Source organism: Chenggangzhangella methanolivorans, assembly GCF_042648545.1.
GTDB classification, from domain to species: domain Bacteria; phylum Pseudomonadota; class Alphaproteobacteria; order Rhizobiales; family Methylopilaceae; genus Methylopila; species Methylopila methanolivorans.
The window spans coordinates 31,697-56,570 of record NZ_JBHRXS010000015.1; the positions used below are offsets into that span (position 1 = coordinate 31,697).

26 protein-coding genes are annotated in these 24,874 nt (G+C 70.0%); 10 read left to right on the forward strand and 16 right to left on the reverse strand.

The features are described 5' to 3' along the window. Nucleotides 1-26: 26 nt before the first annotated feature. The 3 genes from fliG to sciP all read right to left on the reverse strand — a co-directional run bounded on the left by fliG (nt 27) and on the right by sciP (nt 3,175). On the reverse strand, nt 27-1,055 hold the full coding sequence (gene fliG, locus ACFOWB_RS20955) for a flagellar motor switch protein FliG (protein ID WP_378149135.1): 1,029 nt from the start codon (nt 1,053-1,055) through the stop codon (nt 27-29). 3 nt (nt 1,056-1,058) lie between these two features. After that, complete coding sequence (fliF, locus tag ACFOWB_RS20960; protein ID WP_378149358.1) at nt 1,059-2,678, reverse strand: flagellar basal-body MS-ring/collar protein FliF; 1,620 nt, start codon at nt 2,676-2,678, stop codon at nt 1,059-1,061. Between the two features lie 221 nt (nt 2,679-2,899). Then, on the reverse strand, nt 2,900-3,175 hold the full coding sequence (sciP, locus tag ACFOWB_RS20965; protein WP_261402319.1) for a CtrA inhibitor SciP: 276 nt from the start codon (nt 3,173-3,175) through the stop codon (nt 2,900-2,902). 306 nt (nt 3,176-3,481) lie between these two features. Here sciP and ACFOWB_RS20970 point away from each other — a divergent pair, with 306 nt between their 5' ends. From ACFOWB_RS20970 to ACFOWB_RS20990, 5 genes are all read left to right on the forward strand, one after another. Then, nucleotides 3,482-5,017, forward strand: a complete 1,536-nt coding sequence (locus ACFOWB_RS20970) for a flagellar hook-length control protein FliK (protein WP_378149137.1) — start codon at nt 3,482-3,484, stop codon at nt 5,015-5,017. A 10-nt stretch (nt 5,018-5,027) separates the two neighbouring features. Continuing rightward, nucleotides 5,028-5,702 carry a flagellar hook assembly protein FlgD gene (locus ACFOWB_RS20975; protein ID WP_261402316.1) on the forward strand — a complete coding sequence of 225 codons (675 nt, stop codon included), beginning with the start codon at nt 5,028-5,030 and terminating at the stop codon, nt 5,700-5,702. Between the two features lie 108 nt (nt 5,703-5,810). Continuing rightward, nucleotides 5,811-6,215 carry a hypothetical protein gene (locus ACFOWB_RS20980; RefSeq protein ID WP_378149140.1) on the forward strand — a complete coding sequence of 135 codons (405 nt, stop codon included), beginning with the start codon at nt 5,811-5,813 and terminating at the stop codon, nt 6,213-6,215. Nucleotides 6,216-6,317: 102 nt separating this feature from the next. Continuing rightward, entirely contained in the window at nt 6,318-7,505 is a 1,188-nt protein-coding gene (gene mnmA / locus ACFOWB_RS20985; RefSeq protein ID WP_378149142.1) for a tRNA 2-thiouridine(34) synthase MnmA, read from the forward strand. A gap of 13 nt (nt 7,506-7,518) precedes the next feature. Beyond that, entirely contained in the window at nt 7,519-8,160 is a 642-nt protein-coding gene (locus ACFOWB_RS20990) for a class I SAM-dependent methyltransferase (RefSeq protein ID WP_261402314.1), read from the forward strand. A 193-nt stretch (nt 8,161-8,353) separates the two neighbouring features. On the opposite strand, the gene ACFOWB_RS20995 is transcribed toward ACFOWB_RS20990, so the two are convergent. Together ACFOWB_RS20995 and ACFOWB_RS21000 are read right to left on the reverse strand one after the other, a co-directional pair. Continuing rightward, on the reverse strand, nt 8,354-8,659 hold the full coding sequence (locus tag ACFOWB_RS20995) for a hypothetical protein (RefSeq protein WP_261402313.1): 306 nt from the start codon (nt 8,657-8,659) through the stop codon (nt 8,354-8,356). Nucleotides 8,660-8,845: 186 nt separating this feature from the next. Beyond that, nucleotides 8,846-9,160: a hypothetical protein gene (locus ACFOWB_RS21000; RefSeq protein ID WP_261402312.1), complete on the reverse strand. Its 315-nt coding sequence runs from the start codon at nt 9,158-9,160 to the stop codon at nt 8,846-8,848. Between the two features lie 98 nt (nt 9,161-9,258). On the opposite strand from ACFOWB_RS21000, the gene ACFOWB_RS21005 reads away from it, so the two are divergent. Continuing rightward, nucleotides 9,259-10,215 carry a LysR family transcriptional regulator gene (locus ACFOWB_RS21005; RefSeq protein WP_261402311.1) on the forward strand — a complete coding sequence of 319 codons (957 nt, stop codon included), beginning with the start codon at nt 9,259-9,261 and terminating at the stop codon, nt 10,213-10,215. A gap of 142 nt (nt 10,216-10,357) precedes the next feature. After that, a complete protein-coding gene (locus ACFOWB_RS21010; RefSeq protein ID WP_378149145.1) occupies nt 10,358-11,416 on the forward strand; it encodes a transglycosylase SLT domain-containing protein in 1,059 nt (352 codons plus the stop codon). Here ACFOWB_RS21010 and ACFOWB_RS21015 read toward each other — a convergent pair. The 4 genes from ACFOWB_RS21015 to fliI form a co-directional block, all read right to left on the reverse strand. Further along, complete coding sequence (locus tag ACFOWB_RS21015; RefSeq protein WP_378149147.1) at nt 11,368-11,925, reverse strand: RES family NAD+ phosphorylase; 558 nt, start codon at nt 11,923-11,925, stop codon at nt 11,368-11,370. The genes ACFOWB_RS21010 and ACFOWB_RS21015 overlap by 49 nt on opposite strands. Next, on the reverse strand, nt 11,909-12,316 hold the full coding sequence (locus ACFOWB_RS21020) for an antitoxin Xre/MbcA/ParS toxin-binding domain-containing protein (RefSeq protein WP_261402309.1): 408 nt from the start codon (nt 12,314-12,316) through the stop codon (nt 11,909-11,911). Before ACFOWB_RS21020 ends, ACFOWB_RS21015 begins: the two co-directional genes overlap by 17 nt. A gap of 133 nt (nt 12,317-12,449) precedes the next feature. Then, complete coding sequence (gene fliJ, locus ACFOWB_RS21025; protein ID WP_261402308.1) at nt 12,450-12,872, reverse strand: flagellar export protein FliJ; 423 nt, start codon at nt 12,870-12,872, stop codon at nt 12,450-12,452. A gap of 24 nt (nt 12,873-12,896) precedes the next feature. Next, nucleotides 12,897-14,231 carry a flagellar protein export ATPase FliI gene (fliI, locus tag ACFOWB_RS21030; RefSeq protein ID WP_261405814.1) on the reverse strand — a complete coding sequence of 445 codons (1,335 nt, stop codon included), beginning with the start codon at nt 14,229-14,231 and terminating at the stop codon, nt 12,897-12,899. A gap of 373 nt (nt 14,232-14,604) precedes the next feature. Here fliI and ctrA point away from each other — a divergent pair, with 373 nt between their 5' ends. After that, a complete protein-coding gene (gene ctrA / locus ACFOWB_RS21035; protein WP_261402307.1) occupies nt 14,605-15,303 on the forward strand; it encodes a response regulator transcription factor CtrA in 699 nt (232 codons plus the stop codon). A 142-nt stretch (nt 15,304-15,445) separates the two neighbouring features. Here ctrA and ACFOWB_RS21040 read toward each other — a convergent pair whose 3' ends face one another. The 6 genes from ACFOWB_RS21040 to chpT all read right to left on the reverse strand — a co-directional run bounded on the left by ACFOWB_RS21040 (nt 15,446) and on the right by chpT (nt 21,775). Further along, entirely contained in the window at nt 15,446-16,303 is an 858-nt protein-coding gene (locus ACFOWB_RS21040) for a CheR family methyltransferase (RefSeq protein ID WP_261402306.1), read from the reverse strand. After that, on the reverse strand, nt 16,300-17,418 hold the full coding sequence (locus tag ACFOWB_RS21045; protein ID WP_261402305.1) for a protein-glutamate methylesterase/protein-glutamine glutaminase: 1,119 nt from the start codon (nt 17,416-17,418) through the stop codon (nt 16,300-16,302). Before ACFOWB_RS21045 ends, ACFOWB_RS21040 begins: the two co-directional genes overlap by 4 nt. Nucleotides 17,419-17,446: 28 nt before the next feature. Beyond that, a complete protein-coding gene (locus tag ACFOWB_RS21050; RefSeq protein ID WP_261402304.1) occupies nt 17,447-17,812 on the reverse strand; it encodes a response regulator in 366 nt (121 codons plus the stop codon). A gap of 49 nt (nt 17,813-17,861) precedes the next feature. Then, on the reverse strand, nt 17,862-18,323 hold the full coding sequence (locus ACFOWB_RS21055; protein ID WP_261402303.1) for a chemotaxis protein CheW: 462 nt from the start codon (nt 18,321-18,323) through the stop codon (nt 17,862-17,864). Beyond that, nucleotides 18,320-20,980 (reverse strand): hybrid sensor histidine kinase/response regulator, encoded by a 2,661-nt coding sequence (locus ACFOWB_RS21060; protein WP_261402302.1) that lies wholly within the window; start codon nt 20,978-20,980, stop codon nt 18,320-18,322. Before ACFOWB_RS21060 ends, ACFOWB_RS21055 begins: the two co-directional genes overlap by 4 nt. Before the next feature lie 114 nt (nt 20,981-21,094). Beyond that, nucleotides 21,095-21,775: a histidine phosphotransferase ChpT gene (chpT, locus tag ACFOWB_RS21065; protein WP_261402301.1), complete on the reverse strand. Its 681-nt coding sequence runs from the start codon at nt 21,773-21,775 to the stop codon at nt 21,095-21,097. 145 nt (nt 21,776-21,920) lie between these two features. Between chpT and cysQ the strand changes: the two genes are divergently transcribed. Both cysQ and ACFOWB_RS21075 read left to right on the forward strand, forming a co-directional pair. Next, nucleotides 21,921-22,730, forward strand: coding sequence for a 3'(2'),5'-bisphosphate nucleotidase CysQ (cysQ, locus tag ACFOWB_RS21070; RefSeq protein ID WP_261402300.1), 810 nt, complete (start codon nt 21,921-21,923; stop codon nt 22,728-22,730). A gap of 128 nt (nt 22,731-22,858) precedes the next feature. Continuing rightward, nucleotides 22,859-24,325: a hypothetical protein gene (locus ACFOWB_RS21075; RefSeq protein ID WP_261402299.1), complete on the forward strand. Its 1,467-nt coding sequence runs from the start codon at nt 22,859-22,861 to the stop codon at nt 24,323-24,325. Here ACFOWB_RS21075 and ACFOWB_RS21080 read toward each other — a convergent pair. Then, nucleotides 24,315-24,779 (reverse strand): YHS domain-containing (seleno)protein, encoded by a 465-nt coding sequence (locus ACFOWB_RS21080; protein ID WP_378149154.1) that lies wholly within the window; start codon nt 24,777-24,779, stop codon nt 24,315-24,317. The genes ACFOWB_RS21075 and ACFOWB_RS21080 overlap by 11 nt on opposite strands. Nucleotides 24,780-24,874: the final 95 nt, after the last annotated feature.

Consider the following 24,874-nt stretch of genomic DNA (forward strand, 5'->3'; position numbering starts at 1 on the left):
GACGGCGCGCGGGCGCGAACGAAGCGTCAGTAGACAAGTTCGTCCTCCCCCTTGCTCTTGACGATCGAGATCTGGCCGGAGGCCGCGAGGTCCTTGGCGAGATTGACGAGGATCGACTGCGCCTCGTCGACGTCGCGCAGGCGCACCGGGCCCATGGCCTCGATGTCGTCGAGCAGCATCTTGGAGGCGCGGCTCGACATGTTGCCCATGAAGAAGTCGCGCATGGTCTGGCTCGCGCCTTTGAGCGCGACCGCGAGCTTGTCGCGCGGGGCGTCGCGCAGCAGCGTCTGGACGCCGGCCGAGTCGAGCTTGCCGAGGTCGTCGAAGGTGAACATCAGCTGCTTGATGCGGTCGGCGCTCTCCTTGGCCGCCTCTTCGAGCTTCGACAGGAAGCGCGCCTCGGTCTGACGGTCGAAGGAGTTGAAGATCTCCGCCATCTGCTCATGCGGATCCTGCTTCGACGACTGGGACAGACCCGACATGAACTCCGAACGCAGGGTCTGCTCGATCCGCTCGAGGATGTCCTTCTGCACCGACTCCATCGCGAGCATGCGGCGCACGACGTCGAGCGCGAAGTCGTCGGGGAAGATCGCGAGCACGCGCGCGGCCTGCTCGGCGCGCAGGCGCGACAGCACCACCGCGACGGTCTGCGGATATTCGTTCTTGAGATAGCTCGCGAGCACCTGCTCCTGCACGTTGGAGAGCTTCTCCCACATGGTGCGGCCGGCCGGCCCCCGGATCTCCTCCATGATCTGGTTGACGCGCTCCTTGGGCAGAAGCTGCGTGAGCAGACGCTCGGTCGAGTCGACGTTGCCGACAAGCCCGCTCGTGCTCGACATCGAGCCGACGAAGTTGACCAGCAGGTCCTCGACCACGCCCGGATCGACCGGGCCGAGCGTCGACATCGCGGCCGAAAGCTCGCGCACTTCGAGCTCGTCGAGCTGGGCCCACAGCGGCGCGCCATGGGTCTCGCCGAGCGCCAGCATGATGGCGGCGGCGCGCTCCATGCCGGTCAGCGTCCGGTTGCTCGGCGTCGTGGCGGGAAGCGGCGCCATCGGTTACGCGGGCTCCTGCATCATGCGGCGGATGAGATTGGCGCTCGAGGCGGGATCGCCGCGCACCATCTCGCCGATCTTCTCGATCGACTCGGCCTTGCTGCGGCCCGCGGCCTCGGCGGCGGCCAGACGCCGGCTCACGCCGTCGTCGCCGACGAAGCCGAGCTGCGCCGCGCCGCCCTGGCCGGCGTCGATCTGGCCCGGAGCGCCCGGCTGCGCCGCCCCGCCAGCGGCGGCGACCGCCGCGCCCGGGACGCCGGCGGCCTGCGCCACCGGGAGAGACGCCGAGGCGCCTTCGCCGAGCGTCTTCCTGACGAGCGGGCGAACCACCACGAGCAGGACGAGGAGCGTCAGCAGAGCGAGGACGCCGAGCTCGACGGCGCGCATGATGTCGGCGCGGGTGAAGTCGAACCAGCTCTCGGCGCCGGCGTCGCCTGCGCTCTGGCCCGGAATGTCGGCGAAGCGCAGGTTGACGATCTCGACCGTGTCGCCGCGCCCCTGGTCGAAGCCGACGCCCGCGCGCACCAGCGCGCCGATTCGGTCGAGCTCCTCCTCGGCGCGGGGCGCGTAGGACACGTCGCCGTTCGGGGCGCGGATGTAGACGCCGTCGACCAGCACCGCCACCGAGAGGCGCTTCACGCGGCCGCCGTCCTGGGTCTCGGTGCGGGTGGTGCGCGAGATTTCGTAGTTCACCACCTCCTCGTTCTTGTTGGAGGCTTCCTTGCCGGCCTGGGCGGCGGCGTTCTGGGCGGCCGCGTTCGGGATCTGGTTGGCGGCGGTGACCTGCTGGTCGGCCGGCTGGGTCGACTGCTGGCTCTCCTCGCGGGTCTGGGTCGAGCGCGCGACCTTGCTCTCGGGATCGAAGGTGTCGGAGGTCTGGGTCGACTTGGTGCGGTCGATCTCGGCGCGCACTTCGACCCGGGCGCGATCGGCCCCGACCACGCGGCCGACGATCGCCTCGACGCGGTCGCGCAGGCGCTTCTCGAGCGCGGCGCCGCGCTCGTCGGCGGTCGCGTCAGCCGCGTCCTCGCCCTCCGCGCCGTCGGCGAGCAGGCGTCCGCCCTCGTCGACGAGCGAGACCTTCTCGGGCTTGAGGCCCTGCACCGCGGAGGCGACGAGATGCCGGATGGCGCGCACCTCGCCCTGGCCGAGGTCGCCGCGGGCGCGGATCACGATCGAGGCGGAGGGCTGGGGCGCGTCGCGGGTGAAGAGCGGGCGCTCGGGAATGACGAGATGCACGCGCGCCGAAGCCACGCGGTCGAGCGCCTTGATGGAGCGGGCGATCTCGCCTTCGAGCGCGCGCAGGTGGTTGACGTTCTGCACGAAGCTCGTGGCCGAGAAGCCGTCGCCCTTGTCGAAGATCTCCCAGCCGACGCCGCCGCCGGCCGGCAGGCGCTGCTCGGCCAGACGCATGCGAAGCTTGGCGACGTCGTCCTTGGGCACGAGGATGCCGGCGCCGTCGCCCTTCAGCTCGTAGGGAACGTTTTGGCTCTCGAGCTCCTTCACGACCGCGGCCGCGTCCTGCGGCGACAGGTCGGTGAAGAGCGGCACCATCGTGGGCGCGGTGAAGCGGATGATGACGAACGCGAAGAAGCCGATGAGCGCGAGCGTGACGACGCCCATCGCCGCGACGCGGCCGGCGCCGAAGGACTTGAGGAACTGACCCAGAGCGTTCACCGGCAAACCCCCGAAGCGGCGCCGGACCGAACCATCGGCGCCACCCGGCAAGAATTGCCCGGCGCATGGTAAACGGGTCGTTAACCGGCCCGTCGACGGGGCCCTAAAACGACCGCGCCGGCCACGAGGGCCGGCGCGAAACATCGTTAATACGACTTGCGATGACTTTAGGCGCGATACTGCTGGATGCGCGTCGTCCGAAGTCCGGCAAGTCCGTGGCGGTCGATCGAAGCCTGCCAAGACAGGAACTCCTCGACGGTCAGCGTGTAGCGCTGGCACGCCTCTTCCAGGCTGAGAAGCCCGCCGCGCACGGCGGCCACGACCTCAGCCTTGCGCCGTATGACCCAGCGCTTCGTGTCGCAGGGCGGCAAATCCGCAATCGTCAGCGGACTGCCGTCGGGGCCGATCACGTATTTGGTTCGTCCGCGAGGCATTTCGCTCATAGATACTCTCACACGCGACTGACCCGTTCGTGCAGACATTAGGCTCCGTCATTTAACATTTGACTAAGCGAACGCGGGGATTTCGAGGCTTTTTCAAAGGTTAAAGACCAGTAATTCAAATACTAACGAATTCTTTTCCTTAACGATTTGTCTAACCTTGGTCGATCGGCAAAATTTTCCCGCGCCCGGCAAAAACGCCCCCACGGGCCAGCGCGCATAACGTTGATATCATTGGCCTTTTTCGGACGGAGCGCTGGCACGGCGCTTGCTGATCTGCATGTGAAACCGTTCATTCGCATGGACCAGATGACCGTCGCAGCCGCCCTCGTCTTCCCGACCTCGCCTGTCGCCGCGCCCGTCGCGCAGCCGGCCGCAGCCGTCGGGTCGGACGGAAATTTCGCGCAGTTCGTTTCGGAAACCTCGGGCGCGGCCGATCAGCAGGCCGCGGGTCTCACGGCCGAACGCAAGCGCAAGGCCGCGGCGGAGGCCTCCGCCGCCTTGGCGCAGCCGGTCGCCGCCCTGCTCGCCCCCTCCCCCGCGGCGCCGGCGATCGCCGCGACGCAGGCCGACGCCGCCCCGGCCGGCTCGGCGCCGATCGCAGCGACGGGCGCGACGCCGGCCTCCGGATCCGCGGCGCCTTCCGGCCCCGCGCAGGCGCTCGCCTTCGCGTCCGTCCCGACGACGGCCTCAGGATTGAAGGATCAGGCCGGGCTCGCGGCGATCGCCGCGGGGCTCGCCGGCCAGGCCCCGGCCGTCGAAGACGCTGGATCGACGCCCGCCCAGCAACCGGCCTCCCAGCCGGCGGCGCCCGCATTGGCGGAAGGCGTCATGTCGATTTCGGCCAAGACCGGGCTCGCCGCCGACGCGCCCGCGACGAGCCAGCCCGGCGCGGCGGATGCGGCGGCGTCCGCCACGGCCTCCTCTGAAATCCTCTCGGCGCGCCGCGCGGCGGCGAGGGCCAAGGCCGCCGACCAGGGCGCCGGCGGATCGGTTTCGTCGGTCTCGAAGGCCGACGCGGCCACGATCCAGCAGGCCGCCGCCGGCGGCCAGAAGCTCGACGCCCCCGCCCCTCTCGCCGCGCCCGCGCCGGCGATCGCGGACGGCGACGCCAAGCCCGCGGACAATGCGACGGCCGCAACGGCGACGACGGGCGCGGCGACGGCCGGCGCCAAGTCCGAAGCCAAGTCGGACGCCTCGAAGGCGACGATCACCAAGCCCGACGCCGGCAAGGCGGCGGCCCCGGGTTCAAAGGAACAGGGCGCCGCCGACGAGATGGTCGCGGACGACGCTGCGGCGACCGCGCCCGCCTCGCGCGCCGAAAGCGCGCCGGGGGCCGAACGCGCGTCCGCGCCCGCGGCTCAGGCGCAGACGACGGCGACCTCGTCGGCCACGTCTTCGGCCCAGGCCCAGCCGACCTCGGCGCTCGCCTCCGCCGCCGCGGCCCAGGTCGCGACCGAGATCGCGAGCCACGCCGGCTCCCGGCGCACCCGCTTCGAGGTCCGGCTCGATCCGGGCGAGCTCGGCCGCATCGACGTGCGGCTCGACATCGGACATGACGGCCGCGTCGCGACCCGCCTCATCGTCGAGAAGGCCGAGACGCTCGACATGCTCAAGCAGGACGCGCGCGAGCTCACGCGCCAGCTCGAGCAGGCCGGTTTCCAGCTCGGCCAGGGCGGGCTCGCCTTCCAGCTCAAGGACGGCCGCCAGACCTTCGTGCGCGACGACGCGGACGAGCGCCGCTCCGACGGCGCGGTCGCCGAAGACATCGAGGAGGCCGCGCCTGCGCTCGCGGCCTACGCCCGCTCGCCGCTGTCAGCGGCCGGCGTCGACAGGACAGTGTGAGGACATCGCGATGGCGATCGACGGCATCACCACCAACACCACGACGACCGGCTACACGTCGGGCTCCAGCTCGACGTCGGGCCTCGCCAACAACTTCACCACCTTCCTGTCGCTGCTGACGACGCAGCTCCGGAACCAGAACCCGCTCGATCCGCTCGACACCAACCAGTTCACCCAGCAGCTGGTGCAGTTCGCGGGCGTCGAGCAGCAGCTCAAGACAAACGACACGCTGGCGGCGCTGCTGGTCTCGAGCCAGACCGCGACGGCGAGCTCCGCGCTCAGCCTCGTCGGCCGCACCATCACGGCCGACGGCGACACCGCGAAGCTCGAGGACAACAAGGCGGTCTGGAGCGTCAACTCGCCGAAGGACGCTGTCACCGGCACGGTGACGGTTCGCAACTCCTCCGGCGCGATCGTCTACACCGGCGACATCTCGCTGAAGGAAGGCGACCAGAACTTCGAGTGGGACGGCAAGAAGACCGACGGCACCAAGGCGCCGGAAGGCCTCTACACCCTGTCGATCGACGCCAAGGACACCGACGGCAACGCCGTCACCGTCACCTCCGAGGTGACCGGCGTGGTGGACGGCGTCGACCTGTCGACCGGCCAGGCCATTCTGCTGATCGGCGACCTGCGCATTCCGCTCGGCGCGCTGAAGGCCGTCAAGGCGACGACGACGAGCTAAGGACGCCGTAGTCGATCGTCAGACGATCATGATTCATCTGATCGATGATTACGCTTTACTGAAAGCGACAATTCGGATTGACTTCCTTTTTATCAAGGGGAAGCAATCATGATCATGCGTTCAATTTGCGCGGCGGCAGCTTTCGTCTTCGCGATCGGTTGCTGGAGCGCTACCGGCGTGGGGCCTGCGGCCGCGCAGTCTGGCCCCCAGGCGCGAGCGTTCGGCCTCGTGATCGGCGAGAGGTTTTCGTTTAGGCAAGGCTTCAAGTCGCTGCGGAAAGCCGGCACGGGACTTTACTGCCTCAAGCTGGGCGCGAAGCTGATGCCGTTCAGGGAGCTGATCACCCCCTCGGTCACGGTCGAATACGGCAACTCGTCGGGCAAGAACCTGTCGGCCTACTATGACGTGTCGGGCTGCGACGACGGAGAGATCGCCGTCAGAACCTTCCAGTTCACCGCCGGCGGCAATAACGAGCCGTCGGACAGCGTCGCCTTCGTGATCTTCATTCCCTGACCGCAGACATGATCTGATCAAGGACACGGGCCGAAAGAGCCGGCGCACGCTTCCAAGGCGGCGCGGGCGCGGCTACAAGCTGAGCCCATGACTGCTCAGCTCATGACGGCACAGCCTCTGACCGGCGCGCTCGACCTCGTTCCCGACGTCGACCTCGAGCTGCCCGGCGACCGCGCCTCGACGCGGGTCGTCGTCGCCATGTCGGGCGGCGTCGACTCCTCCGTCGTGGCCGGCCTGCTCGCGCGCGCGGGCTATGACGTCGTGGGCGTGACGCTTCAGCTCTACGACCATGGCGCGGCGATCGCGCGCAAGGGCGCCTGCTGCGCCGGCCGCGACATCCATGACGCGCGCGTGGTCGCGGGCCGGCTCGGCATCCCGCATTACGTGCTCGACTACGAGCGGCGGTTCCGCGAGGCGGTGATCGAGCCCTTCGCGGAGGCTTACGCGAAGGGCGAGACGCCGATCCCCTGCGTCGCCTGTAACCAGACGGTCAAGTTCCTCGACCTGCTCGACATGGCCAGGGATCTCGGCGCCGCGGCGCTCGCGACCGGCCACTACGTCGCCTCCCGCGCGCTGCCGGACGGCCGCCGCGGCCTGTTCCGCGCCGCCGACGACAGCCGCGACCAGAGCTATTTCCTCTACGGCACGACGCCCGAGCAGCTCGCGATGCTGCGCTTCCCGCTCGGGCGTCTGGAGAAGTCGGCGGTGCGCGACGTCGCGCGCGCGCTCGGCCTTCTCGTCGCCGACAAGCCCGACAGCCAGGACATCTGCTTCGTGCCGACCGGCGGCTACGCCGACGTGATCGAGCGGCTGAAGCCCGGCGCGGCCGAGCCCGGCCCGATCGTCGACCTTTCGGGCGCCGAGATCGGCCGTCACGAAGGCGTCGTGCGCTACACCGTAGGACAGCGAAAAGGGCTCGGGATCGCGGCCGGCGAACCGCTCTACGTCGTCAGGATCGACGCCGCCGCCAGGACGCTGGTGGTCGGCCCCCGCAAGGCGCTCGGCGTGCGCAAGGTTCTGCTGCGCGACCTCAACTGGCTGGGCGACGAGGCGCTGGAGGCGATCGGCCCCGAGGGCGCGCCGCTGCTCGCCAAGGTTCGCTCGACCCGCGCGCCCGCGCCCGCGCGGCTGCGTCCGCTCGGGGCCCACGAGGCCGAGGTCGAGCTCATCGACGGCGAGACCGGCGTCGCGCCGGGTCAGGCCTGCGCGCTTTACGACGAGGCCGGCGAGCGCGTGCTCGGCGGCGGCATCATTCGGGCGGCGGCCGGCGTTCAGCGCGCGGCGGCGTAAGCGAGGGCGGGCGTTGAGCGTTCAGTACGATCTGGAAGGCCAGAAGCGCGCCTATGAGAAATGGGCGCCGATCTACGACCGCGTCTACGTCAAGCTGCTGGCCGACGCCCATCGCAAGACCGCGACCGCGGCGGCCGCCTGCGGGCCCGACATTCTCGAGGTCGGCGTCGGCACCGGCCTCGTGCTGCGGCACTATCCCTCGACCGTTCGCGTCGTCGGCGTCGACCTCTCGGTCCACATGCTGGCGAAGGCGCTCGAGAAGGTGCGCGAGGAGAAGCTCTCCCACGTGCGCGCGATCGTCGCCATGGACGCCTGCCGGCTCGGCCTGCCGGACGCCGTGTTCGACGCGGTGGCGGTGCCCTTCGTCATCACGCTGGTGCCGGACCCGGAGGCTGCGCTCGACGAGATGCGCCGCGTGCTGAAGCCCGGGGGCGAGATCGTCGTGACGTCGAAAATGGGCGCCGACCAGGGGTTCGTGGCCAAGGTCGAGGGCGCGGTCGCCCCGCTCGTCGCCAAGATGGGCTGGTCGTCGGACTTCAAGGTCTCGCGCCTGCGCCGCTGGGCGGACAAGGCCGGCGACATGAGCGTGATCGACGTGCAGCCGACGTTCCCGGTCGGGTTCTTCAAGATCGTCCGGATCAAGAAGGCGGGCTGAGCGCGAAGGTCGGGGGTCGGGGTCGAACGGATCTACTGGAGCCCAAGCGCCCTTGCCCCGGACGTGATCCGGGACCCAGAACCGACGCCGCCAGTCAACTGAACTCCGAACCCTCGCCGCCTTTCCCGGAACCCGCATCGGTTCTGGGTCCCGGATCACGTCCGGGACAAGGGGGCGGCGCGACGGCCGGCCGTCAGCGGCAATCGAAGTCCTTCTTCCGCTTCTTGTCGGTCAGCGACACGAACAGCTTGAACGAATAGACGCCCCAGGCCTCGTTCTCCCAGTAGGCGCGCTCGGGCGTCTCCTTGTCGATGATCAGGACCTGCTTCGGCTGGCCCGAGATCTTGACCTCGATCCTGTCGGGCCACCCCATCTCGGTCCGCGGGGTCAAAACCTCGAAGCCCGGCCCCTTGCCGCAGGTGAACGCGTCGCCCGCTTTGGCCGCGCCGGGCGCGACGGCGAGCGCAATTGCGAGAGCGGTCGCCCACAAAGCCTTCATCGCCATCCCCCCGGTCGGCGCCATCGATGGCCGATCAGATCGCGTTTTTCCCTGGAGGTCGAGCGCTCCGCCAGGGCCGCGGCCGGGTCGGAACGAAAAAAGCCCTCCCCGATCGCTCGGGGAGGGCCAAGTCGCCTCGACGGTCCGGAGGGAGGAGACGGACGGCGAGGCGCAGTTCAGCTCAGATTACGAGCCGGCGCGCTCGGGAGCGGCGAGCCAGCGGACGGTCGCGGCGGTGGCGCGGCCGGCCTGGAGGTCGGCGGCGTTGAAGCTCACCGGCTGGCCGGCGGTCGCGTAGTGCATGGCGCCGACGGTGCCGGGGCTCTGGGTCGCGGCGGCGTCGGCCTTGGTGGCCGCGATGGCGACCAGCGGGCGGTCGACCGTCGAAGCGAGGGCGACCTCGCCGGCGAAGGCCGAGACCGGGCTCAGAACGACGGCCGCGGCGGCGGCGTAGGCCGCGAACGCGGCGGCGGCTGAGATGGCGACGATACGGTTGGACATCGTAAGTACCCCAAGTGATTGCGGCGGGAAGACCCCGTCGCGTCTTGAGGGTGAATGTGCTTATCCCTTCGTCATGAATCAAACCGATTGGATGCATAGTGGCTATCGACCACGTTAATCTAAACCGGCTCGACCTCAATCTCCTGGTCGCCTTCGACGCGCTGGCGAGCGAGGGCACCGTGACCCGAGCCGCGGTGAAGGTCGGGCTCGGGCAGTCGGCGATGAGCCATGCGCTCGGACGGCTGCGCATCGCGTTCGACGACGAGCTGTTCGTGCGCACCCCGACCGGAATGCGGCCGACGCCCAAGGGCGCGTCGCTGATCGAGCCGGTGCGCGCCGCGCTCGCCCGCATCGAGGCCATCATGGCGCCGCCGCAGGCCTTCGACCCGGCGACAGCCGAGCGCGAATTCACGGTCGGCCTGCCGGACTCGACCGAGGTGCTGCTGGTGCCGCGGCTCCTCGCTCATCTGCGCGCGGTCGCTCCCGGCGTGCGGCTGCTGATCCGCAGCGTCGACCGCATCCGGATCCTGCAAGACCTCGACGCCGGCCGCGTCGACCTCGGCATCGGCCTGTTCGAGGAGGGCGCGACGCATCACAAGCGGCGCCTGCTGCACAAGGACAACTACCTCTGCGTCTTCAACGCGGCGCTGGTCGGCGTCGAGCCGCCGATCTCGCTCGAGGACTATGTCCGCCTGCCCCACGTGCTGACGAGCCTCGTCGAGAGCGCCCATGGCGTCGTCGACGTGGCGCTCGCCAAGCTCGGCCTCACGCGCCAGATCGCCCTCACCTCGCCGCGCTTCACCGCCGTGCCCTTCGTGGTGCGCGAGGCGCCGGTGATCGCCACCATGCATTCGCGCGTCGCGCGGTTCTTCGCGGGCTCGATGGGTCTGGCCGTCAGCCCCGCGCCGGTGGAGCTGCCGGACTTCGCGATCTCGATGATCTGGCACACGTCCTTCGACGACGATCCGGCCAACCGCTGGCTGCGCGAAACGATTCGGGAGCTGCGCCGCAACGAGCCGGAGCCGGACGCGGGTTTTCTTCACGATCGCGCATGAAGGACTGAAAGCCGATTGTGGCGACGCAGTCTTGGGCCGCGACTCGCTCTCCAAGGAAATGCGTCCCAAATCGGGCGAGTCACGTTCTGGCCTTATTTGCAAGCGATCAAGCTCGCTTGCGCGGCGGCGTGGGGACGCGGACTTGAAGGCAACGACGATCGGGTTCGCCCTCGCGGCGGCCGGATGCATGGCGGTCGCGGGCGGCGGAGACGCGCGCGCGGTCGAGGGCCCGGCCGAATACGACGCCGTCATCGCCAAGCACTCGGCGGCGACCGGCGTCCCCGAGACGCTGATCCGCCGCGTCATCGTGCGCGAGAGCAAATACAATCCGCGCGCGATGAACCGCGGCCATTACGGCATGATGCAGATCAAGCCCGCGACCGCGAAGGCCATGGGCTATCGCGGCTCGGCCGCCGGCCTGCTCGACGCCGACGTCAACCTCACCTACGGCGTGCGCTACCTCGCCGGCGCCTACAAGGTGGCGGCTGGCGACCACGACCGCGCGGTCCGCTACTACGCCAGCGGCTATTATTACGACGCCAAGCGCAAGGGCATGCTGGCCCAGATCGGCATGGGCCGGAACGGGGCGCTCTCGGCGCCGCCGGCCGCGCCCGTCGCCCTCGCCTCCGCAGCCCCGACGGCGACGCCGCCCGGCGCGCGCGTCGCGACGATGGTTCCCGCGAGCCCCGCCCCGGCCGTGGCTCAGCAGGCCCCGGTGCCGCAGCCGCGCGGCGCGACGCCGCCGGCTGTGCTCGCGGCCGCGACGCCCACGGTCACTCCCATGCCGACGCCGCGCGGGCCCGTCGCCGCCGCCCCGCAGATCCAGACCGCGTCGGCCCAGCCGGTCGCGCCGCTTCCGCCGGTCCGGCCGGCCGATCCGCGCGTCGCGGCGCCCGCCGCGCCTCAGCTTGCGGCCGCGGCTCCCGTCGCCCCGGCCCGCAACGCCGACCCCCAGACCACGGGATCGATCGCCGTCGCGGCCCCTGCGCGCCCAGCGGTTCCCACGCCCCCGATCCGCGCGGTCGCTTCCGTCGCCCCGGCGCAGCAGCCGGCCGGCGCGAAAGCGCGCGTGATCTCGCCGGTCGCCGCTCCCGTGCTCGCCTCCGCCGGCCCCGCGCCCGCGACGGCCCGGCCGGCCCCCGCCCCGCTCGCCTATTCGTCCGAGCCCGCGGCCAAGACCCCGTTCCCGCCGCGCCGCTGAAAGACCCCGGCTTCGGCTGACGTCTCGTCCGCCGCCCAGTCGGGCAGCGGCGGGCCGAAGGCGTCGACGATCTCGAAATGATCGGCGTCGCGGTGGGTGGGGTTCAGCAGGAAATTGTAAGCGCCCGGCCGCGCGACCGAGGGCGCCTTCAGCAGCGGCGCCGAGGCGGACGCCAGCCACGCGTCCCCCGCCCGCTGGCAGGCGGTGAAGCCCGGGCCGAAATCATCCCGCCAGTCCTCCGGCAGGTGCGAGGCGTCGAGCGCATCGACCCGCGCCCAGCGCGGCGCGACGATCTTCAGCAGGCAGACGGCGTCGGGCAGCAGCTCGGGCGAGCCGACATGCCTCAGGATCTCGGCATAGGCGGTCGCGGGCGCGTCGGAGCACCACATCACCGCGCGCGGACGGCTGTGCCAGCGGCCCGAGGCGATAAGCCCGCCGCGACCGCTGAGGTCCTGGTGGTTGGAGATGCGCCAGACGGTCAACAGGCCTGTGTCAGGCTGCGATCCCATGGTCGATCCGGATCAGCGTGCTCTCGACGAAACGGGCCCCCGATTCGCTTCCAACATAACTGATCGGACTCACTCCAGCGAGTTGTCCATGCGGCGCACGCAACCAGAGGAAGGCCTTTTCGGACGAGACGAACACCTTCTGGGCGAGGCCGACGATGCGCGCGAGGCGCGCGGCGCGCTCGCTGGCGTCAAGAGTGAGAGCGCGTTCGCCCGCGACCGCAAGGCGCACGTCGGGACGTCCGACGATCTCGTCGATCTCGCGCGCGTCGACGCCGGCGAGGCGCATCGCCTCCACCATGTCCTCGTCGAGCGAAAAGCCGCGCGGGTTTTCCCGGATCCGCGCCTCGACGGCGGCCTCGATGTCTTCGAACGGATTGGGGCGGCGGTTCATCACAGACGTGTCGGTTCGCGGACTCCGCGGGAGCCCGACGCTAGAAACACATCCTTAAGCAATGGTTAACGCGTGCGCCGCCGGGCGGTGCGCAACCTGCCGGTCGGCAGTTTCCGGTGGGCGGCCCCGCCGCTCAGTAGGCCCGGGCTTCGCCGCGGCGGATGGTGAGCGCGATGCGGTCCATCTCGGCCTGCTCGCGGGCGCCTTCGGCGACGCGCTCGCGGGAGGCGTCGCGCTCCTCGAGCAGTTCGACCTTCTTGAGCTCCTCGAAGGCCTCGGCCAACGCGTCCTGCGCGTCGGTGAGCTGCCCGACGAGCTCGTCGGCGGAGCGCTTGAGGTTGTCGCGACGCGTCATCGCGGCCTTGGCGTAGGTCGGGTAGGCGTAATGCCCGACGTCGTGGATCCCGGCCTTCTCCTGCTCGTGCAGGATCTCGCGGTCGAGGTCGGAGGCCATGCGCTCGAACTCGGCGATCATGGTCTCGATCTGAGCGACCTGGCGACGTTTTTCGTCGACCTGGAACCGCTTCAGGCGGATGAGGGTGTCTCTGGACTTCATGTCGGACATCTAAGCACAGCCCGGTTAGCGCTCCGTGTCCGAAACGCCTAGAATGGTACGCAACTGAGCGTAACAGTCGCCGAGACCCGTTGCTTCTTCCTTACCCTGCTTGAGAAAGGCTTCGAGCGGGCCGTTCAGATCGATGGATTCGTCGACTTCCGGGCTTGAGCCGGGCCGATAGGCGCCGAGCCGGATCAGCTCCTCCATGTCCGAATAGGTCGCCATCGTGCGCCGCGCGCGCGCGACCACCGGACGCTCGGTTTCGGGCGTCGACTTCGGCATGGTGCGCGACACCGATTTGAGCACGTTGATGGCCGGATAGCGCCCGCGCTCGGCGATCGAGCGCTCCATCACGATGTGGCCGTCGAGAATGCCGCGCACGGCGTCGGCGACCGGCTCGTTGTGGTCGTCGCCGTCGACCAGCACGGTAAAGAGGCCGGTCGCGGTCCCCTCCCCGGTTCCCGGCCCCGCGCGCTCGAGCAGGCGAGGCAGCTCCGCGAACACCGTCGGCGTGTAGCCCTTGGCGGTCGGCGGCTCGCCGATCGACAGGCCGATCTCGCGCTGGGCCATGGCGAAGCGCGTGACGGAATCCATCATGCAGAGCACGTCCTGGCCCTGGTCGCGGAAATATTCGGCGAGCGCGAGCGTGAGATAGGCGGCCTGGCGGCGCTTGAGCGCCGGCTCGTCGGAGGTCGCGACCACGACGACCGAGCGCTTGAGGCCGGCCTCGCCGAGGTCGTCCTGCAGGAACTCCTGCACCTCGCGGCCGCGTTCGCCCACGAGCCCGATGACCGCGACGTCGCACTGGGTGTTGCGCGCAAGCATCGCCAGCAGGACGGACTTGCCGACGCCCGAGCCCGCGAACACGCCCATGCGCTGGCCGCGGCAGCAGGTGAGGAAGGTGTTGATGGCCCGCACGCCGAGATCGAGCGGCGCGCCGACGCGCTTGCGGGCATGGGCGGGCGGCGGCGAGGCGCGATAGGGATAGACGGTCGGCCCCTGGTCGATCGGGCCGAGCCCGTCGATCGGGGTCCCCATGGCGTCGACCACGCGGCCGAGCCAGCGCGGCGAAGGCCGGACCCCGGGTTCGGTCGAGCCGACGATCGCCCGGCAGCCGCGGCGCACGCCCTCGAGCGGCGCGAACGGCATCACGAGCGCGCGCTCGCCTTCGAAGCCCAGCACCTCGCAGGGCGTCTCGCGCCCGTCCTGGCCCTCGATGACCACGCGGCCGCCGATCGCCATGGCGCCGAGTGGCCCGGCGATCTCGACGAGAAGACCGCGCACGCCGACGACGCGCCCATAGACCTCGCGGTCGGGCGCGCTCTCGAGGTTTTTGAGGAGACCGCCGAGGGCGGTCATGGCCGTCATCGAGGGAACTCCGTCGAATCATGAACGTTCGGCGTCACACAGTAACCCTTCGTTTACCGAGGCGCCGAATTATGGGCTCGAACCTTAACGCCTCGAAAACCGTGACGTGCACCGAAACGTTGAGTCGATAGAGTCAGTTAGCCCTGTTCGTTAAGAAACGACATGAGCTTGGCGAAATCGGAAAATCGTTTTGAAACAGCCAGTTACGAATAATTTGGGCGGGAATCAGTTCAGGCTTGCGGCGCAGAATCACACTCTGTTAACCTTTTGTCGTTAAGCTTGAATCGGAACGGAAACGATCGGTTCACCGTGACCCCCGAGGCAGTTCGGGCGTTGGTCACGCGGGGCTCGGTGGAGGATTCGCATGCGCGTTCTTCTTATTGAAGACGACAGGTCGACGGCGCAGAGCATCGAATTGATGCTCAAGTCAGAGAGCTTCAACGTCTACACCACCGAGCTCGGCGAAGAAGGCATCGATCTCGGGAAGCTGTACGACTACGACATCATCCTTCTCGACCTGAACCTGCCCGACATGTCGGGCTACGAGGTTCTCCGGGCGCTCCGGGTCGCGAAGATCAAGACCCCGATCCTGATCCTCTCCGGCCTCGCCGGCATCGAGGACAAGGTCCGCGGTCTGGGCGTCGGCGCCGACGACTACATGACCAAGCCCTTCCACAAGGACGAGCTGGTCGCCCGCATCCACGCCATCGTGCGCCGCTCGAAGGGCCACGCCCAGTCGGTGATCTCGACCGGGGACCTCATCGTCAACCTCGACACCAAGACGGTCGAAGTCGGCGGCGCCCGCGTGCACCTCACGGGCAAGGAATACCAGATGCTCGAGCTTCTGAGCCTGCGCAAAGGCTCGACGCTCACCAAGGAGATGTTCCTCAACCATCTCTACGGCGGCATGGACGAGCCCGAGCTGAAGATCATCGACGTCTTCATCTGCAAGCTCCGCAAGAAGCTCGCCAACGCCACCAACGGCAAGAACTACATCGAGACGGTCTGGGGCCGCGGCTACGTGCTGCGCGAGCCGACCGAGGACATGCGCGCCGCCGGCTGATCTTCTCGCCCGCGCTGGCTTAACCGACAAAGCCCCTCGCCTCGCGGCGGGGGGCTTTTTCGTCGAGAGCGCTCCGGCATCGGTCGCCCAAGGCCCAATGACGACAGGTCGATCGCCGCGTCATGCCCGAGCTTGAAGCGCTTTATCGCGCGGCGACGAGACTGAGCGCAGGCGCGGCGGAGGCGGCGCCCTCGCCCTTCACCAGCAGGCCGCCGCGGCTCGGATGCGCGCGGAACCGGCGGGTGATCGCCTCCGGCGCCTCGGCGGAGCCGACCATGAGGTAGCCGTCCGGCGCCATGGAGGCCGCGATCCGGTTCAGCACGTCGGCCTTGGTCTCGGCGTCGAAATAGATCAGCACGTTGCGGCAGAACACGACGTCGAAGCGCCCGAGCGCTGAGAAGTCGCGCAGCAGGTTCAGCGTGCGGAAATGCACCATCTGGCGCAGCGCGGCGTCGATGCGCCAGCGCTCGCCTTCCTGGGCGAAATGCTTCAGCAGCAGCTTGATCGGCAGCCCGCGCTGCACCTCGAACTGCGAGAACAGGCCCTCCTTGGCGCGCTCCACCACCTCGCCCGCAAGGTCGGTCGCGACGATCTCGACGCGCCAGCCGGCGAGCTGGGCCTTGCGCTCGGCGAGCAGCATGGCCAGCGAATAGGGCTCCTGACCCGACGAACAGGCCGCCGACCAGATCCGCAGCGTCTTTTCGCGGGCGCGCGCGGCCATCAGATGCGGCAGCATGACGTCGGTGAACAGCGTGAAGGGCGCGCCGTCGCGGAAGAAGAAGGTCTCGTTGGTGGTCATCGCCTCGACGACCCTGGCCGCGAGGTCGAGGTCGGCGCCGCGGGCGAGCGCGGCCGCAAGGTCGGAAAGGCTCGCAAGCCCGCGCTGGTGCGCGACCGGCCCGAGCCGGGCCTCGACGAGGTAGCGCTTGTCCTCGCCGATCACGAGGCCGGAGCGATCCTTCAGGAACTTGGCCAGAAACGCGAACTGCGCAGGTGTCACGAACGCCCCCGTTCCATCATGCGGACGACCCGCGGGCCGATTTCCTTGAGCGGCAGCACCGCCGCGCAGGCGCCGGTGGCCGCGGTCGCGCCCGGCATTCCCCAGACGACGCTCGTCGCCTCGTCCTGCGCGATGACGCGTCCGCCCGCAGCGGCGGCGGCCGCCGCCGCCGTCGCGCCGTCGCTGCCCATGCCAGTGAGAACTACCGCGACCAGCCCCGCGCCATAGGCCTTCGAGGCCGAGCGGAACATCGGATCGACCGACGGCTTGCAGAAATTGACCGGCGGGCCGTCCTCGAGCTTGGCGATGACGCCCGAGCCGCCGCGCAGCACCGAAAGATGGCGCCCGCCCGGCGCGACATAGACGCGGCCCGGCAGGATCGGCTCGCGATCCTCGGCCTCTTTCGCCTCGACGCCCGCCCCGCGCGACAGATGTTCGGCGAGCGCGGCGGTGAAGCCCGCCGGCATGTGCTGGGTGACGATCACGGGCGCGTCCGGGAAGGTGCCGCTCATCGCGCGAAGCATCTCCATCAGCGCCTGAGGTCCGCCGGTCGAGGAGCCGATCGCGACGCACTCCACGCGCTGACGCCCCTCGGCCGCAGGCGATGCGGCGGGCCGGGAGGCGGCGACGGGCGGCGCGGCTTGGGCTGCGACGCGCGGGGCCGGCGCAAGGCCGCGGCGCCGGCGCGCGAAATCGCCGAGCGCCTGCATCCGCGCCAGGAATTCGCGCCGATATTCGCCGGCCTGCATGGCCTCGCTCGTCGGCTTGGCGAGCACGTCGGTCGCGCCGAGCGCGAGGCAGCGCAGCGAAAGCTCCGCGCCGCGCGTCGTGTAGCTCGAGTTCATCAGCACCGCGAGGCCGGGCCGCGCCTTGAGCAGCAGGGGCAGCGCCTCGACGCCGTCCATGCCCGGCATCTCGACGTCGAGCAGCACCACGTCGGGCCGCACGGAGGCGATCCGGTCGAGCGCCTCCTGGCCCGAGCGGCAGCTCGCCGCCACCTCGAAGCCCGGCTGCGCCTCGAGCCAGCGCGCGGCGAGAGCGCGGGCGACCACGGAGTCGTCCACGATCATCACCCGCACCGTCTCGACCGGCCGCGCGGCGACTGCCTCGATCATATGCGTCCGTCCCGCGGCGCCGGTCCGCTCAGAGCAGGCCGACTTCGGCGAACTTCGAGGTGATGATCTCGCTGTCGAACGGCTTCATCACATACTCGTCCGCCCCGGCGCGCAGCGCCCGGGTGATGTGCGAGACGTCGTTCTCGGTGGTGCAGAACACGACCTTGGGCGCGTCGCCGCCCGGCAGCGAGCGGAGCTCGGCCAGGAAGTCGAAGCCGTCCATGATCGGCATGTTCCAGTCGAGCAGGATGCCGTCCGGCATCGCCTGCTTGCAGAGCGCGAGCGCGCTCTGGCCGTTCTCGGCCTCGGAGATCCTCATCTCGCAGCCCTCGAGGATGCGGCGGGCGACCTTGCGGATGACGCTCGAGTCGTCGACGACGAGGCAGTGTTTCATGGCTTCGGCTCCGTGGGTTCGGGGCGGCGGCGACGCGCCGGGATCGGGGTCAGGCGGCGACCGGCTCGGCGCTTGCGGCGAGCGCGCGGTCGACGTCGAGGATGAGGAGAAGGCGGTCGTCGAGGCGGAAGACGCCTTCGACGAGGCTCGCCCAGCGGCGATCGAGCGTTGCGGGGGCCGGTTCGAGGCCCGCGACGTCGAGATCGACGACGTCGCCCGGCCGGTCGACCAGCAGCGCGAAGGCCTCGCCGCGATGGTCGACGCCGATCGCCATGTTCTTCGAACCCGCCGGCGCCGGCGCCATGCCGAGGCGGCTGCGCATGTCGATGGCGGTGACGATGCGGCCGCGCAGGTTCAGCACGCCCGCGATCTCGCGCGCGCTGAGCGGCACGCGCGTCAGCCGCTCCGGCGCGAAAACCTCGCGCACGCGGCCGATCGCGATCCCGAACAGCTGCTCGCCGATCTCGACGGTGACGAAGGAGCGGCGCTCGCCGCCCTGCGCGTCGGTCATGCCGCGCTCCTGTAGCCGGGCGCGAGCTGGGTCAGCGCGGAGATGAGGCCCGGACGGTCGAACTTCGCCACATAGTCGCTGAAGCCCGCCTCCTGGGCGCGGGCGACGACGCTCGGCCCGGTGAGCGAAGAGAGCGCTAGCATCGGCGTTTCGGCGGCGAGCGGCTCGCCGCGGAGTTCGCCGGCGAGCGCGTAGCCGTCCATCTCGGGCATCTCGATGTCCGAGACCACGACGTCGTAGCGCCGCCCGAGCCGGATGAGGCCGAGCGCGGCCGCGCCGCCCTCGACGGCGGTGACGCGATAGCCGGCAGCGGTGAGCACGGGGGTGAGCATGTTGCGGAAGAACGCGCTGTCGTCGACGAGCAGCACGGAGGGCCGGTCCTGTTCGGCGGACGGCCGGTCCTTGCGCTTCAGCCAGTCGTCGAAGGCGAGCGTCAGGAAGTGCGCGACGTCCAGGATCTCGGTCGCGCGGCCGGCGACGGTCGCAGCGCCCAGCGCGCCGGGGATGTCGGAGGCGACGGAGATCTCCATGCGGTCCTCGACGATGTCGAGGATCTCGTCGACGATGAGGCCGACGGAGCGGCCGTCGTCGACGAAGACCAGCAGCGGCTGGTCGCCCGCAGTCCGCGCGACGACGTCGTGGGAGGCCGGCACCAGCGGCATCAGCGCGCCGCGATACTGCACCATCATCCGGCCGTTCGCCGTTTCGATGGTCGCGGCGTCGATGATCTCGAGGCGGGTCACGAGCGCGAGCGGCACGGCCTTGGGCGCCTGTCCGCCGGCGCGGAACGTCAGCAGCGCGATCTTGTCGTCGGCCTCCATCGCTTCGACGGTCTCGGCCGCGCGCGCGGCCGAGACTTCGCGCGCCGGCCCGAGCGCCTGCGCGACGCCGTTCGGATCGAGGATCAGGATCACGGAGCCGTCGCCGAGGATGGTGGCGCCGGCGAACAGCGGGATCTCCTTCAGCCGCGAGGCCATCGGCTTCACGACGATCTCCTCGGTGTGGAGCACGTCGTCGACCACGACGCCGAAGACGTCCTCGCCGGCCTGCGCCACGACGATAAAGTTCTCGCCGCCGGCCGGCTCCGCGCCGGTCGCCTGGCCGGGCGCCTGACCGAGCACCTCCGCGAGGCGCACGAGCGGCAGCAGGCGGTCGCGCAGGCGCAGCAGCGGAGCGTCGCCGATGCGCTCGATGCGGTGTTCGCCGCCGCCGCCGACATGGACGAGCTCGCGCACCGCAAGCTGCGGGATCGCGAACACCTCGCCGCCGACGCCGACCGTCAGCGCCGGGATGATGGCGAGGGTGAGCGGGATGCGGATGACGACGGTCGCGCCCTGGCCCGCGACCGAGCGCAGGTCGATCGAGCCGCCGATCTGCTCGATGTTGGAGCGCACCACGTCCATGCCGACGCCTCGGCCGGAGACGCTGGTGACGGCCTCGGCGGTGGAGAAGCCCGGCGCGAAGATGAAGCGCAGCACTTGCGCCTCGGTCATCTTCTCGATCTCGGCCTCGCTCGCGAGGCCGTTGGCGAGCGCCTTCTTCTTGATCCGCGCGACGTCGAGGCCGCGGCCGTCGTCGCCGATCTCGACCACGACGTAGCCGCCCTGGTGGAAGGCCTCGAGCCGGATGGTCCCGGTCTCGGGCTTGCCGGCCATGACGCGCTCGGCGGGCGTCTCGAGCCCGTGATCCGCGCAGTTGCGGACCATGTGGGTCAGCGGATCCTTGATGAGGTCGAGCACCTGGCGGTCGAGCTCGGCGTCGGCGCCGGCGGTGACGAGCTCGATCTTCTTGCCGAGATCGGCCGCGAGGTCGCGCACCAGCCGCGGCAGCGCGCGCCAGGCGGCGCCGATCGGCTGCATGCGGGTCTTCATGACCCCTTCCTGCAGCTCGGCTGTGACGTGGGTCAGCCGCTGGAGCGGCAAGGTGAGCTCGTCGTCGGCCGCGCCCGCGCCCGAACGGCGACGCACATGGGTCATCAGCTGGTTGCGCGTCAGCACCAGCTCCGAAACCATCGTCATCAGGCGGTCGAGCGTGTCGACGCCGACGCGGATCGTCTGGCCGGCGACCGAGCCGTCGCGAACCTCCTCGGACGCCGCGGGTTTGGCTTCGGCCGGCTTCATCTCGACGGGCTTCGGCGCGGCGGCGGCGGCCGGCTCGGGATCGTTGGCCGGCGTGAGATCCGGGCCTTCGGCTTCAAGGAACGCGCGCTCGAGCTCCTCGAGCGACACCTCGCCCGGCTTCAGCGGGCGGCCGGGGCCGGGTTCGGCCTTGGGAGCCGCGACGGCGTTGGCGGCGGCGACGTCAAGCTCGCAGATGAGGTCCTGATCGTCGCCGAGCGGCTCGGCGCCGCTGCGCTCAAGCTCGGCCAGAATGTCCTTGATGCGGTCGATCGCGCCGAGAATCAGCGTCACGGCGTCGGGCGTGGCGAGCGCGCCGGAGCGGAACTTGCCCATCAGCGTCTCGGCCGCGTGAGCGAGCGCCTCAAGCCTCGGCAGGCCGAGGAAGCCGCAGGTGCCCTTCACGGTGTGGACGAGGCGGAAGATGTTGCCGAGGATCTTCTCGTTCTCGGGCTCCTGTTCGAAGCGCACGAGCTCAACGTCGACGAGGTCGAGATTCTCGGCCGTCTCCGTCAGGAAGTCCTTTAGCAAGTCGTCCACAGGCCCGGCCCCCGCGCCGGGCTGCACAAGCCCGACGTCCGCAAGACCATGGTGGCCGAAAATGCATAACGCTTGGTTGCGCCCTCACGCGGGCGCGATCGTGCGTTCTTTGTCTCAGGCGGCCGCGGGACGGGCCCGGGTGACGATCTTCTCGCCCTCGATCTCGGCCTCGATCGTGACCGTCATGTTGGCGGCGCGCGCGACCAGCCCCGCATAGAACGGCTGGATCACATGGGCGTCGACGCGATCCTCCGGGGCCCTGCCGGCCAGAAGGTCGAGCACGTTGGCGGGAACGCGCGCGCTCACGCCGGTAGTGACGATGGCGAAGGAGGTCGCCTCGCCCTCGCCTTCCGACGTGACCTTGATCTCGCCGCCGCGCGGGATCGTGGTGGTGGCGACGAGCACGAGGTTCAGCAGCAGCTTGACGATGTTCTTCGGCAGGAGCTGGCGCTTGGCCTCCCAGACGAGGCTGGTCTTCTGGTCGACGACGAAGCCGCGCGCGACCTGCTCGGCGTCGCCGAGGTCGAGCTGGGCGGCGGCCGACCCGGCCGCGCCGAAGGCGATGCGGCAGAACTGCAGGCGCGCGGAGGCCTGCTCGGCGCTCTTCTTGATGAGGTCGAAGGCGAAGCCGCGCATGCCCTCGTCCTTCTCGTCCTCGAGAATCTCGAGGCCGTTGACGATCGCGCCCACGGGGCTGATGACGTCGTGGCACACCCGGCTCGCGACCAGCGCGGCGAGATCGAGCCCGTCGAGCGTGATCACCGCGCCCGTCGAGGCGTCTTCGGAGGTTGACATCGCGGCTCCCGGCACGGCTTTGAGTAGCGGAGGCGCGCAGGCATTGAGACTCAGGGCCGTGCGCGGCTGCCCCGCCTGATACACGTTGCTTAACGCGCCCTCAAGGCGGCTCGCCGCCAACGACCTGTCCCAGCTGGAGCCTGAGATGCACGACCCTTCCGACGACGCGCGCCTGCTCGACGAACTCGCGATCCTCTGCGTCGAGGCCGGCCGCGCGATCCTCGACGTCTACGAGGGTCCGGCGATCGCGGCCCGCGCCAAGGACGACCGCAGCCCCGTGACCGACGCCGACGAGCGCGCCGAGGCGATCCTGATCTCCGGCCTTGCGCGCATCTTCCCCTACATGCCGGTGATCGCCGAGGAATCGGCGTCCCGCGACGGCGTCCCGACGGAGGCGCCCGAGACCTTCCTGCTGGTCGACCCGCTCGACGGCACCCGCGAGTTCCTCGCCAAGAACGGCGAGTTCACGGTCAATGTCGGGCTCGTGGACCAGGGCCGGCCGGTGCTCGGCTGCGTGTTCGCGCCGGCGCTCGGGGCGATCTGGATCGGCTCGGCGGCGCTCGGCGCCAAGGTCGCGCGCTGCGGCGTGCGGGAGGATCCGGACGCCGGCGCCTGGACGCCGATCTCGGTCCGCAGCACGCCCGAGAGCGGCCCCTGCGCGGTGGCGAGCCGCAGCCATTCGGACGCGACCACGGAAGAGTTTTTGGCCAAGCTCGCGGTGGCGGACCGCCGCTCCGCAGGCTCTTCGCTGAAGTTCTGCCTGGTGGCCGAGGGCGAGGCCGACGTCTATCCGCGCTTCGGCCCGACCATGGAATGGGACACCGCCGCCGGCCACGCCGTGCTCGCGGCCGCCGGCGGCGCCGTGCTGAACCCGGACGGCTCCGAGTTCCGCTACGGCAAGTCCGAGACCGGCTTCAAGAACGGCGCCTTCGTCGCCTGGGGCGCGCGGGCTTAAGGCTTTTCGAGCCGGGCGAATCTCCGCCGGCGGAGCGCGGTGGAGATTTACCGTCGGCTCGGCGGCGTTTATCCTGGGATCGCCGCGGCGCATGCGAGCGTCGCGACGTTCCCGGGGACCACATGATGATGTCGATCGCGACCGCCGCGGCAACGCTGGGGCTGCTGTTCTGCGTCGCGACCGACTATCGGCACGATCGCGAGCTTTGGGTCTCGGACGGGACCAAGGCCGGCACGAAGATGGTCGTCGACCTCACCCCCGGGGTCTCGGGCACAAACTTCGGCGACGGGTTGTTCCCGGTCCCCGGAGGGGTGGTGTTCGGCGCCAAGACCGCTCTCGATCAAGAAACTTCCGCTCTCTATTTCTCCGACGGAACCGAAGGCGGCACGCGCCGGATCAGGACCGGCGTGGCGCGCATCCTCGGCCGCTACGGCGCGCTCGTCTATTTCGCCTCCGCCGAGACCGGCACGCTCTGGACCACCGACGGCACGGCGCAGGGCACGGTCGAGATCGGCGCGCCGGAACTGCCCTATCGGCTCGACACGATTCTGGTCGCCGCGTTCAAGGGCAAGACGCTCTTCGTCGCGCCTCCGGGCGACGGTTCCTGGACCGGGACGAACTTCGCGACCTTCCTCCACGATCCGGCCACCAACGTCACGACGCGGCTGCCCGTGACCGTCGACGGCGGCGAGGAGCCGCGACTCTCCGTCGTCGGCGACCGCTTCGTCTATGTCCGGAACACGCGCAAGCACGGCCAGGAACTGTGGGTCTCGGACGGAACGAGCGAGGCGAAACGCCCGCTCAAGGGCATTCTGAAGGGGTCTGCGGGCGCGCTCGATCCCGAATGGTCGCCGACGCGGTTCTGGCCGAGGTCGGAAGGCGCGCGCGCCTATTTCCTCGCCAGGAGCGCCGAATACGGCGCGGAGCTCTGGAGCACGGACGGCACCGAAGAGGGGACCGTCATGGTCCGAGATATCGAGCCGGGGCCGGCGGACTCGCAGATCTATTTCACGACGCGCCACACCGAGAACAACACGCTCACGACGGTCGGCGACACGCTGCTGGTCGAGAAGATCACGGGCGCGTCGAAGAACCAGCTCTTCGTCACCGACGGGACGCCGGAGGGCACGCGCAAGCTCGCCTTCAAGGACGACAAGGGCCGGCTCATCCGGCCGACCTTCGGCGCGGCGGACATGAAGGGGCCGCCCCAGGCCGTGCTGTTCGAGGGCGCGGCGAAAGGCTCGTCGAAGTCGGCGCTCTATGTCGGCGACGTCTCGACCGGCGCGGCGCGCCTGCTGAAAGACATCAACCGCGACGCCGACTGCTATGGCGGGCGGCAGGATTATGTCCGCGAGCAGGTCTCGCGAGGCGACCGCACGTTCTTCAGCGCGGTCGACAAGGTGACGCTCGACCTGCTCAGCTGCCTGCGAGCCGAGTTCAACTCGGAGCTCTGGTCGACCGACGGCACGCCCGCCGGAACCCGCAAGGTGCGGGAGATCTATCCCGGCGAAGGCGGCTCCGTCGGCGACAGCTACCGCCACATGGGCTCCGACCCCGCCTACCTGACCGTCGGCGGCGCGCCCGTCAGTCGGTGAGTTCGGCCTCGAGCTTGGGCCACGACTTCTGAGCGCTCGCGAGGTCGCCGAAACCGTCTCGGGTCTGGGCGGTGCTGAACAGATAGAGCCGCTTGCCCTCGATGCGGAAGATGAGCGGATGGCCCGCGACGGCGACGCCGGTCGCGACCGCCGACGGATCGTAGCCGCCAAAGCGGGGAGCGTAGGTCTCGGGCGAGGACAGGAACACGGCGCGGTTCGCCTCGTTGGCGAAGCGCCAGGCGGCGCCGTTCCACTCGGCCTCGACGTCGCGGCGGCCGCGCACGGCCTTGCCGTCGGTGAAATAGGCCACCGGATCGAAGCCGTAGAGCGCGACGCCCGTCGAGGGATCGGCCACGATCTTCTCGTTGAGGCCGGGCGTCGCTTCGGCGAGACCGCCAAGGCACGCCAGCCCGACGCCGAGCGCGAGCGCCCCGGCGAGCTTTGCGATGGTCATCTGATCGTCCCCGACCGCTGTTTTTGGCGCGGTTCGTCCTGTCTTCCTCCTTCTAACCCGGCGCCGTTCACCTTCCGGTAAAGCCGATCGCTCAA